Here is an 11439-nt window from a genome sequence, read left to right as displayed (position 1 = left end):
GCGCGATCAGCGACTACCCTTGTGGCTCATGAGTCAGGTGGGACAGACGACGGCCCGCGCCCTGCTGCGCAGGCTGGCCGTCGAGCAGGCCGAATGCAGGATGCCGTCGCTGACGGCGGCAATCGTCCGCGACGGGCGGACGGCGTGGTTCGGCGGCAGAGGCCGCGTCGGCGACCACGAGCCGACGCCGGCCACCCAATACCGCATCGGGTCGATCACCAAGAGCATGGTCGCCGTCGTCGTCATGCGGCTGCGCGATGAGGGCCTGCTCGACCTCAACGACCCCCTCGAGCGGCACCTGCCCGGCACCAAGGTCGGCCACCTCACCATCGCCCAGCTGATGTCGCACACCGCGGGCCTGACCGCCGAGCCGCCCACCGAATGGTGGGAGCGCACCCCGGGCATCCCCGTCCACGACCTGATCGACCGGCTCGACGACAAGGAGCTCAAGCACCGGCCGGGCCGCCGCTTCCACTACTCCAACGTCGGGTTCGCGCTGCTCGGCGAGCTGGTGGGCCGCCTGCGCGGCACGACCTGGCTCAAGGCGCTGCGCGCCGAGGTGCTCGACCCGCTCGGCATGCACGACACCACCGCGCGCCCCCGCCCGCCGCACGCCACCGGCTATGCGGTGCATCCCTTCGCCGACGTGGTGCTGGCCGAGCCCGAGCACGACGCCGACGCCATGGGCCCGGCCGGGCAGCTGTGGTCCACCCCGCACGACCTGGCCCGCTGGGCCGCCTTCCTGTGCGGCCACACCGGCGGCGTGCTGTCGCAGGACACCCTGGCCGAGATGCGCGAGCCGGCCGGCGTCGACGACGGCGACACCTGGACCTCCGGCTTCGGGCTCGGCCTGCAGCTGTCGCGCTCGCGCGGCCGCCGCCTGTCCGGCCACACCGGCTCCATGCCCGGCTTCCTGGCCACCGTGTGGACCGACCCGGCCGACGACGTCGGCGTGCTGTTCATGGCCAACACCACCACCGGCATGAGCGGCACCCTCACCGACGACCTGCTCGACATCCTGCACGAGTTCGAGCCGCGCATGCCCGACGAGTGGCGGCCCGTCCCCGCCGACCCCGAGCTGCTCGCCCTCACCGGGCTGTGGCACTGGGGCCCCAAGCCGTACGTGCTGCGCCTGCTGCCCGAGCGCCGCCTGTCGCTGGAGCCGGTCGGCGGCGCCGGGCGGGCCTCACGGTTCGTGCCGCAGGACGACGGCACCTGGCTCGGCCTGGACGGCTACTACGCCGGCGAGACGCTGCGCGTGGCGCCCGACCACCTCAACCTCAACACCTTCATCTTCACCCGCGAGCCGTACGACCCGGGCGCGCCCGTGCCCGGCGGCGCCGGCGACTGGCACGCCTAAGAGCCGTCCTCAGAGGCGTCCTCGCCCGCCAGCATCGCGGCCACCTGGGCGGCCGGGCCGGGCGGCAGCGCGCCGTGCAGCAGCTCCACCCGGTGCACCAGGCGCGGCTCGGCCAGCCGCACGCCCGTGCACGGCCCCGCCGGCCGGGCAGAGGCGGGCAGCAGGGTCAGCCCGTGCCCGGCGGCCACCAGGGTGAGCACGGTGTGCACGTCGCCGCCGTCATAGGCCACGGCGGCGCGAAAGCCGTCGCCGGCCAGCTCGCGCAGCCGCTCCAGCGGGCACAGCGGGCTCTGCAGCCAGCGTGCGTCGATCAGGTCGGCAAGGCGCAGCGCCGTCCGGCGGGCCAGCGGGTGGCCGGGCGGCAGCATGACCAGCAGGTCCTCCTCGCTGACGCCGGTGGCCGTCATGGGGCCGGTCTCGGGCAGGCGCACCGGGTCGCTGGGCGCGGTGATGCCGTCGGCCAGAGCCAGGTCCGCCTCGCCGCCGGCGACCGCGGCGGCCACCTCCTGGTGCCCGCAGGTGCGCAGATGCACATCCAGGCGGGGCAGACGCTCCCGCGCGGTGGCCAGGCGGCCTGCCAGGGTGGCGTTGATCGCCAGCGGGGTGGCGGCCAGCCGCAGCAGGTGGCCGGGCTCGGCGGCGGCGCGCCGTACGTCGGCGCGGGCCGCGCGGTCGAGCTGCCCGGCCACCCGTTCTTCGTCGGCGTGATGTTCCAGCCGGAGCTGGCCGGCGACGGGCGGCGCCCGCACCCGGTGATCTCGGCGTTCGCCGCCGCCGTCGCCCGCCACGCCGTCACGGCGAGGACCTGACGAGGTCAGCGGGAGGCTTCGCGTCTGGTCGAGGCCAGGTGGACGTTGATGGAGCGGGTGAGGGTCAGCGGATCCTCAGGGTCGTCGGCCTGGAAGCTCACGCGCCGGAGCAGGCCGACCCTGTCGAGCCCGACGCCCTCGCGGGCCAGGACGAAGACGAGGGCGAGGAACGCGGCGCGCGCGTTGCCGTCGTCGAAGGGGTGGAAGAAGCACACGTCGAGGTAGGCGCGTGCCGCGCGGGCGGTCAGGAACAGCGGCCGCTCGCGGTCGTACGCGCTCTCGGCCAGGCAGGCGTCCAGCCGGGCACGCGTGCCGGGAGCGATGCCATAGCGCTCCCTGCCCCCTTTGGCGAAGGCCGGCGAGCGGCGGAACGGCGGCGGCTGCGGCGTGCCCAGGACGTGCTGCTGCCAGGACTGTAACCGCTCGAAGGTGAGGTCGGCGCCGCGCGCGGCGTCCGCGCGGGCCAGCTCCAGGGCGGCCAGCAGGCCGTCGGCGCGGGCGGGGTCGATGGCGCCGTCGAAGAGGCGGATGTCGTCCGCGGCGCCGTCACGGGACGGGGTCACCGGGCCGCCTTCGCCGCCGTCCGAGGCGTCGTGCCACGGCACGGACGCGCGGATCTCCAGCCAGCGTTCGAGGTGGTCGGGTTCGGAGCGAGGCGGGGCGGTGTCCCAGTGCAGGGTCTGGGCGAGGCGTTCGGCGACGTCGTCGACCAGCACCAGATCGGGGCCGGTCCAGCTGCGGAATCGCCCGCCGATCGCTTCGGCGACCAGGGTCTCCGCGACGCCGGCCGGCACCTGCCAGCGCTGCAGGAACCACGACAGCACCTGCCCGCAGTGGCCGTACCAGCCGCTGCCGCCGCCGGTGCGGTCGACGACCTGCCAGATCAGGTTGCGCGCGGCGCGCTCCCACAGGATCCGCTGGTCGTCGATGGAGGCCGGATCCAGCGGGTACGCCTCGAACCAGCCGGCCACGCTCTCCAGCCACGCCCGCCACTCGCGCAACGCCTCGGCGACCCGGGCGATCGTCTCCTCCGGCGTGCCGATCGAGCCTCGCGGGCAGCACCAGGCGCCGACCGGGCCGCCGTCGAAGTCCCCTTCGTCGTGGGACCATCGCCAGCCCAGCACCCAGCGGCCGTAGTGCTCGGCGAGGGCGTATGACATGGCGTCCGCCCACAGGTCGTCCGCGTGCCTTGCGGCGTTCGGGCCGGGCACGCGGCGAGCCGGTCCGAGTGAGGCCACCACCTGCGCGGCCGAGGAGGGATCGAACGGATGGCGGGCGGGGTCCACCTCATCCCACGTCAGGTAGCCGGGATGCAGATCGCTGATCACGACTCCAACCTGCCACGCCGGCCTGCCGGCCGGTCATGGGCGTTCGCGCCCGGCGGAGCGGCTTTTTGAAACGCCCGGCCGGTGCCGCGTTCAGCCTGTGGCGGCCAGGGCTGCCAGCTTGCGCAGCGAGTGGCGCGCCACGGCGGTCACCAGCGGCCGCAGCAGCGGCCAGGCCGCCTGCCCCAGCACCCCCAGGGGCAGGTACAGCTCCTCGGCCCACACCACCCGGCTGCCTCCGGGCACGGCGCGTACGCGGATGGCGCCCCGCCCGCGCACCAGGCGGCCGGTGTGGGTGACGCGCAGCAGCGACGGCGGCTCCCAGTGGGTGATCGTCATCGTGTCGAGGAAGCCGAACGGCCGCGCCCCCGTGTAGGCCTCCAGGCCGTCATCGCCCACCCGCCGGGCGGTGGTCATGAACATCCACTCCTGATGCCGCGGCCAGTCGGTGATCAGCGTGAACACCTGCTCGGGCGGCGCCGCCACGTGCCCGGCGACGGCGGTGTAGACGGGTCTCACCCTCGCGCACTCCCCTTCAGCTGGACGAAGCCGCCACCTACCCGCCGGCGGCCGCCTGACTCTCGCGCCGGTCAGGAGTTCGCAGGCGGGCGGTGGTGAGGAGCCGGGCCGTGTCGATGACGTACTGGCGGCGGCGCGCGTACGCGGCCTGCTCGTCGTCCTCGTCCAGGACGGCCCTGCACATGCCGGGCACGGCGAAGTTCCAGGCGATGAGCCCCATGAGCGTGAACAGCAGGTCCTGGCCGGCGCGTACGCACGAGGGGTGGTCGGAGGCCGGCACCATGCCGCTGTCGGTCAGCAAGCGCACCTTGTCGCGGAAGGTCTCCCGCCGCTCGGCCTCGCCGATGAAGCAGTCACCGGCCTCCAGCGCCTCCCACAGCAGCAGCCTGATCAGCTCGGGATGCTCCCGGTACCAGTCGAACATCTGCCCGACCGACTCGGCGATCGCGTCCGGGTCGATCGTCACCGTGCAGCTGATCTCCTCGAGCTTGGCCCGTACGACGGCGGCGAACAGCTTCTCCTTGCTGCCGAAGTAGAGGTAGATGGCCTGCTTGTTGGCCTGGGCCTCCTCGGCGATGCGGGCGACCCGCGCGCCGGCCAGGCCGTATCGGGCGAACTCTGCCGTCGCCGCCTCGAAGATGCGTCGTCTGGTGTCGTCCGCGTCGTAGGCCATACGTCAAATTAAACCATCCGGTTGACTATGGCGTCGCCGGCGTGCAGGATCGGGCCCAAGGACAAAAACATCCAGTTGGTTTATTTCGAAGGGGCATCATCCTCATGACCACCCCCATTCCCGTCCGCACGCCGCTGCCCGCATCGCTGGCCGGCTCCACCGTGCTGCTGCTGGGCGGCAGCTCCGGCATCGGCCTGGCCGCCGGCACCCTGCTGCGCCGGGTCGGCGCCCGCGTCGTGCTGGTCGGCCGCGACCCCGAGCGGCTGAAGGCCGCCGCCGGCCACGTACGCGCCGCCGCGCCGAGCGGCGAGGACGACGTGCTCACCGCGGCCGGCGATGCCGGCGACGAGCGCACGCTGGACCAGGCGTTCGAGCGGGCCGGCGAGGTGCAGCACGTCTACTCCACCGCGGGCGGCATCGGCGGCGCCGGCCTGCTGAAAGACCTGACCTCCGAAAGCATCCGCGAGACCCTCGCGCAGGCGGCGTGGCGGCCCTTCGCCATCGCCCGTGCCGCCGCCGCCCGCCTGCCGCCGGCGGCTCGCTCACCTTTAGCTCCGGCATCCTCGTGGAGCGGCCCATGCCCGGCATGTCCGCCCCGCTGACGGCCGCGGGCAGCGTGGAGATCCTCACCAAGACCCTGGCGGTCGAGCTCGCCCCCTCGCGGGTGCGCGTCAACACCATTCGCTACGGCCGCATCGACACCCCGCTGCTGCGCTCGCTGCCCGGCCTGGACTCCGACGAGGGCGTCGCCGCCGCCGGTGCAGACGCCCCGCTCGGCCGCGTCGGCACGGCCCAGGAGGCCGCCGCCGCGGCGCTGTTCTGCATGGCCAATAACTACGTCACCGGCCAGATCATCACCGTCGACGGCGGCGAGAGCCTGGCCTGAGCCCGCCCGTCAGTGCAACGTGGGGCGGTAGACGAGCTCCTGGATACGGCCGTCGAGCGTCCGGCTCTCCAGCAGCTCCAGATCGAAGTCCGCCGCGCCCTTGAAGATCGGGGCCGCTCCCGTACGTCCCGTGATCACCGGGAAGATCGTCACCTGCACCCGGTCCACCAGGCCCGCCGCCATCAGGGCCCGGTTCATCGCCAGGCTGCCGTGCGAGCGCAGCGGCACCTTCGACTGCTCCTTCAGCCGCGCCACCACCTCCACCGCATCGCCCCTCTCGACGGTCGCGCCCGGCCAGTCGAGCGGCTCGGTGAGCGTGTTGGAGATCACGGTGGTCGGCAGGTTCCGCATGCGGGTCACCCACGGGTCGCGCACGTCCGCCTCCGCGCCGGCGTCGGCCAGCATCCGCACGAAGTCGCGGAACGTGGTGGCGCCGAAGACCATGCGCTGCTCCTCGCTGTAGCAGGCAAGCCGGTGCTGAAGCAGCTCGGGGCCCTGCTTGCCCCAGTAGCCCGTCCAGTCGCCGGTCGCCGAGCCGAAGCCGTCGAGGCTGGCGAAGACGTCGAAGGTGTAGGTGACGGTCACGGCGCTCTCCTCGCGTACGGGCGATCGGGTTCGTCCTTACAGACCGGGCATCGGCCCGGAACTCATCGCCGCCGGCGCGATCGATTGTTCACCCGTTCCTGCGTGATCGCCCAGGTCATCGGCAGGACATTCACCGGACATCGCCGCCGGCGACGCTCGCGCGGCCGCGTACCGGAGATCTCCCATGAGGATGCGCGACACCCTCATCGGCTCGCCCGCTGACCGCCGGATCGGGGCGCGCGCGGGCGGCTTCGCCTGAGCGTTCCCCGGCGTCAGCGCTGCGGGCTCAGCCCGGCCACGGCCAGCGCGAACAGGCGCTCGGCCGCCCCCTGGGGTCGGGGTGGTGCTCGGTGGCCAGCGCGATGCCGACCACCAGCGTGACCAGGTCGGCGACGGTGACCTCGCCGGAGACCGCGCCGTCCTCGACGGCCCGGCGCAGCAGCGGGCCGCCGGCCTCCTCCATGCGGACTGAGCAGGCGTTCTGGTGCGCCGCCTCGGTCTCGGCGTCGTAGGTGAGGACGTTGGCGAGCCCCCGGGCGGTCACGCAGTAGGCCAGCAGGTCGCCCAGCCATTCCAGCAGGGCGGCCCGGCTGTCGTCCTTGCCGGCCAGCTCGCGGGCGCGCTCGCACAGGGCGTCGATGCGCTGGTGGGAGACCGCCTCCAGCAGGGCGCGGCGGGTCGGGAAGTGGCGGCGCACGGTGGCCGAGCCGACCCCGGCGACGCGGGCGATCTGCTCCAGCGAGGCGTTCGCGCCGTGGGCGGCGACCTCCTGCTCGGCCACGGCGAGGATCCGCGCATGGTTGCGCCGGGCGTCCGCGCGCTGGCGCTCGGGCATCGCGTCATCACCCCCTCGGTAAACGGCGGGCCCCGCCGTTTTTGGTCGGCAGAGGAGAGTCGTGTCCGCATCCACCGCACCCGTCCTGGTCACCGGCGTCACCGGCAGGCAGGGTCGGCGACGTGCTCAACCCTGCCATGGACAAACCCGGCGTACGGGAGAACCTTCCTGAGATCCGGCGCGCCGAGATGGCCGCCGCCCGCGAGATCCTCGGCGTGCGGCAGCAGTTTCTCGGCTACGTCGACTCCGGCCTGCCCGGCCCCGGCGAGCCGCTGCCCGACGACTGCTTCGCCCGCACGCCCGTCGAGCAGGCGGCCGGGCGGCTGGTGGCGCTCATCCGCTCCTTCCGCCCGCACGTGATCATCACCTACGACGAGACCGGCGGCTACCCGCACCCCGACCACGTGCACACCCACCGGGTGACGGTGGCCGCCTTCGACGCGGCAGGCGACGCCGCCTCCTACCCCGAGGCGGGCGCGCCGTGGCAGCCGAGCAAGCTCTACTACCACGGCGCGCTGTCCAAGGCGTGGTTCCAGACCATGCACGACGCCCTGACCGCACGCGGTCTCGACTCCCCCATGGCGGGCGTCCTGGCCGAGTTCCCCGCCGACGCGCCCGAGCCGGCGTTCACCACCCGCGTGCCCTGCGCCGAGCACTTCGCCACCCGGGACCGGGCGCTGCTCGCGCACGCCACCCAGATCGATCCGGCAGGAGGGTTCATGCTCCACGACCGCGACGTCGAACGCGAGGTCTGGCCCACCGAGGACTACCACCTGGCCCGCAGCCACGTGGAGGTCACGCTGCCGGAGGACGACCTGTTCGCCGGGCTGCGCCCCGCGGGCTGACGTCAGAACCCGATCAGCTCGGGCGGGTCCGCGGCCTGGCTCAGCACCTGCGGAACGGCCGCCCGCAGCGTGGCCATCTGGGCGGCGTCCAGGTCGAGGGCGACCTCGAAGACGGTCTCGGTCTGCAGGTCGTCGGCGGCCCACGCCGGCAGCTCCAGCCGCAGCGTCGCTTTGTCGAGGGTCAGCGACCGCACGGGTTCGCCGAGGGCTTCGTCGGGGTCCAGCCGCGCTCCGTCGGCGATCCCGAACGGGTGACGGACCAGCCAGTACTCATCGCCGAAGGCGACCACCACGAGCCTCTCCTCCTCGGGATCGCCCGGCCGTGTCTCCAGGTAGAGGTACCGCAGGCCGGGCGGCGGCTCGGCCTGCTCATCCAGCCGGACGGCGCGGGCTGTCATGCCCGTGGCCGGGGTGTAGGACACCTCGCCGGTGATCGGCGGCTGGTGGTGGGTCAGGACGGTGCGCCAATCGGCGAGGGGGATGCCCGGCGGCCTGAGCCGGCTGGACACCACCGAGGCGGGCGGGCTCAGCGGCGCGGCCGTGGGCAGCGCCGCCACCAGCCAGCCGGGCGGCTCGTGCCGGTGGAACACCGTCATCTCCCCCAGCGCCCCCAGCGGATCGACCTGCGCGAACGGCATCTCCTCGCCGTCGGTGCGGCAGACGTAGCCGCGGCTGTCGGCGGACAGCTCCAGCTCGCAGGTGAACCAGGTGCCCTCGCCCTCCCGGTACGACATCTCGCGCAGCCGCTCGAACGGCTCGTCCAGGCCGTCGACCGCGAGCGGCCGGCCGTCGCACGTGACGGTCGTCTCCCCGACCGCGCCCACCTGGGCCCGTCGTACGGTCATGCGGGAGGCGTCCGGTCCGGCGGCGGCGCGCACCAGGTCGGCGATGTGCAGGCGCACGCCGTGTGCCTCGCCCTTCATCGGCTGTGACCTGTGGTGACCCATCATGCTCGGCCTTCCTTCGCGGCATCGGTGACGGCCCCGGCGCTCCCGTGCCCGCCGGGCGAGGTCAACAGGGTGTGCAGGCCGCGCAGCTCGCGCAGCAGCGCGCTGCTCCCCTTGCGGGAGGCCAGGTCGCGCACCTGCGGGATCTCCCCGCGCGCCCCGCACCATCCGGCGACCCTGGCGGCCAGCACGACGAAGCCGGCGAGCCCGTTGCGCGGCCGCTGCCCCGGCGCGGGCAGCAGCACGGGCAGCGCCGCCACCGCGATCGACCACACCTGTGCGTGCGCGCCGCGCTCGGCGGCCTCGCCCAAGGCGGCCACCATGTCGCCCATCCGCGCCTTGCGGCTCTTGAGCATGAGCCCGACCTGCCTGCCGAGCTCCCCGGCCGGCAGCTCGCCGCGCGCGGCCACCTCCAGCAGCACCTCCACCGCCTCCGGCCGCTGCCGGGCATCGCCCAGCAGCCGCGCAAGCACCACCGCGAACGACTCGCCCACCGGCCCTTCGGCCCGCGCCAGCGACCGCGCGTACTGCGCGTACAGCGTCCACTCGTCCGTGCCGCGCAGCAGGCCGCGGGTGAGGTGCGCCGCGGCCACCTCGCGGTGTGAGGGCAGCATGGCGGGCCACCAGTCGAGGTGATGTGCCAGGACGTGGTGCTCGAACCGGCGGAACATCAGGTCCACCAGCGGCAGTCCCGTGCGCACGCGACGGCGGACGAAGGTCATCAGCTCGACGGGGTGGTCGTGGCCGCAGCAGTCGACGTTCACCTCGAGATCCCGATTGCCGCTATACCACCGCAGCGTCAGCTCGGGCTCAGGGTGCCGCCAGCCGGCCAGGATGCGCCCCGCCGCCGACGTCAGGCGACCGGCATCGGGAAGCTCGCCCGGCGGCAGCCGCAGCAGCGCTTGCTGCAGGTCGGCGGCCAGCGGCTTGACGCCCGCCGCCTCCAGCACCTCCATGCGGCGCACCAGCTCGTCGGCGGCCACGTGCCCGGTGTCGTGCGTGGGCGTGGCCAGCAGCAGCGGCGGCAGCGTGCCCTCCTCCAGCGCGCGCAGGATCTCGGCCGCGCGGTACAGCACCAGCAGCTGCGGGGTGGGCAGCTCCGCCACCGGCATCGCCGTACGCCACACCTGCGCGTCAGGCGCCTGGTCGGTGAGGTGGTCGGCCAGGCCCTGGAACCAGCGGTCCACGGAGGTCCAGTTGGCGGCCCGGGGACCCGACTTCCACATGGGGGTCCTGATCGTGGCCAGCGCCGCCGCCAGCGCGTCGCGGTCGTGGTAGGCGAGCGTGACGAACCCGGCCAGCAGCCGCTCCCAGGTCTGCCACGAGTGCAGATGGCTGTCCGACCACAGCTCCACCAGCTCGCCGGGTTCGGCGGGCGGCGGCTCGAAGGGCCGGGCGCGCTCGGGCGCGGCGGGCAGCGGCGGCAGGTGGACCGGCTCGGCCTCGGCGACCGTGCCGCCGCCGAACGCGTCCGCCACCCGGGCGCCCGGCTCGGGCGGCAGCAGTCCGATCGCCTGACGTATCGTCTCGCGGCCCTGCTCGTCCATGCCGGGCGCGCAGGCCAGCGCCAGCTCGGCCGCCTTCTCCTGCAGCTCGGCGAAGCCGGCCCCGAACGCCCTGGCCAGCGGCGCCGCCGCCACGACCGCCAGCTCGGGCGCGCGGCGCACCTCCGCACGCAGCCACGACAGCCCGGCCCGCACCAGCTTGCGCTCGGGGCGGAACAGTAAGGACTCCCATGCCTCGGCCAGGTCGCCGGCGGTCAGCGCCGGGCAGCCGCGCAGCCGCTTGGCGGCCGCCTCGGCGACCGTGCCCGGGGCGGCGGGCAGCAGCGGCAGGTAGTCGCGGGCGCGGGGCTCGACCTCGGCCGGCTGCGGGTCGAGCGCTTCGTGCAGGCGTACGAAGAAGCGCAGCTCGACCGGGGTGCCGCCGAGCAGGAACCGCCGCAGGCAGCCGTCGAGGAGATCGGCCCGCCGCACCCGCCCGCTCCCGGCGAGCCGCAGCAGCGCGCCCAGCAACCCCCGATCGGGGTCGGTGTCCCACTGCAGGACCCGCCCCACGCCCTGCGCCTCGAACAGCCGGGGCAGCAGGTGGCCGAGCAGCGGATCATCGGCCAGGCCCTCCGGCGGCTGCGCGGCCCAGCCGGCCACCAGCGCGTCGTTGCGCGGCGGCTCGATGCCGGTCTGGCGCAGCAGCTCCAGCGCCAGCCGCATGCCGCGGTCGTCGGCGGCGCGCAGCCGCCGCGCCAGCCGTTCGGCCAGGTCGGCCCGCCAGGCGGCGGGACGGCCGGCGAGCACGGCGAGGATGAGGTCGACGTCGTCGTCGGGGCCGGCCCACTGCGGCGCGAACGAGCGCCGATACAGCCACGACGCGACGGCCGCCGCGCCGCCCAGGGTGGCCGCGCCCGCCACCCGCAGCACGGGACCGAAGCCGGCCAGGCCGCCGGAGTCCCACCCGCTGTGGACGGCCGGCAGCTCCTTCAGCACCTCCGGCAGCATCGCCGCGACCCGCCTGCGTGACGGCCCGTCGAGCGCCATGACACGCTCGGCGAGCCGCTCGGCGTCGCGCCGCCGGATCAGCTTCCTGATCTCGTCCTCATGATCCATGTCAGGGCACGGTAACCGGCCATGCCGACATTTCGCGGACAGTTCGCCGGCA

Annotated in this window: 12 protein-coding genes; 4 read left to right on the top strand and 8 right to left on the bottom strand. The window is 74.3% G+C overall.

Going from position 1 to position 11439, the window contains the following annotated elements:
- The first annotated feature begins 28 nt into the window (after window positions 1-28).
- On the top strand, window positions 29-1360 hold the full coding sequence (locus WBK31_RS15695; protein ID WP_364051319.1) for a serine hydrolase domain-containing protein: 1332 nt from the start codon (window positions 29-31) through the stop codon (window positions 1358-1360).
- Here the strand turns inward: WBK31_RS15695 and WBK31_RS15690 are convergent.
- The 4 genes from WBK31_RS15690 to WBK31_RS15675 all read right to left on the bottom strand — a co-directional run bounded on the left by WBK31_RS15690 (window position 1357) and on the right by WBK31_RS15675 (window position 4686).
- Entirely contained in the window at window positions 1357-2148 is a 792-nt protein-coding gene (locus WBK31_RS15690; protein ID WP_378788905.1) for a LysR family transcriptional regulator substrate-binding protein, read from the bottom strand. The genes WBK31_RS15695 and WBK31_RS15690 overlap by 4 nt on opposite strands.
- Window positions 2149-2174: 26 nt before the next feature.
- Window positions 2175-3497 (bottom strand): Fic family protein, encoded by a 1323-nt coding sequence (locus WBK31_RS15685; protein ID WP_364051313.1) that lies wholly within the window; start codon window positions 3495-3497, stop codon window positions 2175-2177.
- 90 nt (window positions 3498-3587) lie between these two features.
- Window positions 3588-4013, bottom strand: a complete 426-nt coding sequence (locus tag WBK31_RS15680; protein ID WP_364051310.1) for an SRPBCC family protein — start codon at window positions 4011-4013, stop codon at window positions 3588-3590.
- A gap of 37 nt (window positions 4014-4050) precedes the next feature.
- A complete protein-coding gene (locus WBK31_RS15675) occupies window positions 4051-4686 on the bottom strand; it encodes a TetR family transcriptional regulator (protein WP_364051307.1) in 636 nt (211 codons plus the stop codon).
- Window positions 4687-4790: 104 nt separating this feature from the next.
- Here WBK31_RS15675 and WBK31_RS15670 point away from each other — a divergent pair, with 104 nt between their 5' ends.
- Both WBK31_RS15670 and WBK31_RS15665 read left to right on the top strand, forming a co-directional pair.
- Window positions 4791-5288 carry an SDR family NAD(P)-dependent oxidoreductase gene (locus WBK31_RS15670; RefSeq protein ID WP_406675105.1) on the top strand — a complete coding sequence of 166 codons (498 nt, stop codon included), beginning with the start codon at window positions 4791-4793 and terminating at the stop codon, window positions 5286-5288.
- A complete protein-coding gene (locus tag WBK31_RS15665) occupies window positions 5273-5572 on the top strand; it encodes an SDR family oxidoreductase (protein ID WP_406675104.1) in 300 nt (99 codons plus the stop codon). The genes WBK31_RS15670 and WBK31_RS15665 overlap by 16 nt, the downstream gene beginning before the upstream one ends.
- 9 nt (window positions 5573-5581) lie before the next feature.
- Here WBK31_RS15665 and WBK31_RS15660 read toward each other — a convergent pair whose 3' ends face one another.
- Together WBK31_RS15660 and WBK31_RS15655 are read right to left on the bottom strand one after the other, a co-directional pair.
- Window positions 5582-6157, bottom strand: a complete 576-nt coding sequence (locus WBK31_RS15660; RefSeq protein WP_406675103.1) for a dihydrofolate reductase family protein — start codon at window positions 6155-6157, stop codon at window positions 5582-5584.
- Window positions 6158-6443: 286 nt separating this feature from the next.
- Window positions 6444-6992: a TetR/AcrR family transcriptional regulator gene (locus WBK31_RS15655; protein ID WP_406675102.1), complete on the bottom strand. Its 549-nt coding sequence runs from the start codon at window positions 6990-6992 to the stop codon at window positions 6444-6446.
- Window positions 6993-7114: 122 nt separating this feature from the next.
- On the opposite strand from WBK31_RS15655, the gene mca reads away from it, so the two are divergent.
- A complete protein-coding gene (mca, locus tag WBK31_RS15650; protein WP_406675101.1) occupies window positions 7115-7837 on the top strand; it encodes a mycothiol conjugate amidase Mca in 723 nt (240 codons plus the stop codon).
- Between the two features lie 2 nt (window positions 7838-7839).
- Here mca and WBK31_RS15645 read toward each other — a convergent pair whose 3' ends face one another.
- A complete protein-coding gene (locus WBK31_RS15645) occupies window positions 7840-8760 on the bottom strand; it encodes a hypothetical protein (protein ID WP_378788915.1) in 921 nt (306 codons plus the stop codon).
- Between the two features lie 23 nt (window positions 8761-8783).
- Complete coding sequence (locus WBK31_RS15640) at window positions 8784-11387, bottom strand: DUF6493 family protein (RefSeq protein WP_406675100.1); 2604 nt, start codon at window positions 11385-11387, stop codon at window positions 8784-8786.
- Window positions 11388-11439: the final 52 nt, after the last annotated feature.

The sequence above is a fragment of the Nonomuraea sp. N2-4H genome (genome assembly GCF_045291505.1).
In the GTDB taxonomy this organism is placed as follows: Bacteria; Actinomycetota; Actinomycetes; order Streptosporangiales; family Streptosporangiaceae; genus Nonomuraea; species Nonomuraea fastidiosa.
This window is presented reverse-complemented; position numbering and strand designations above follow the sequence as displayed.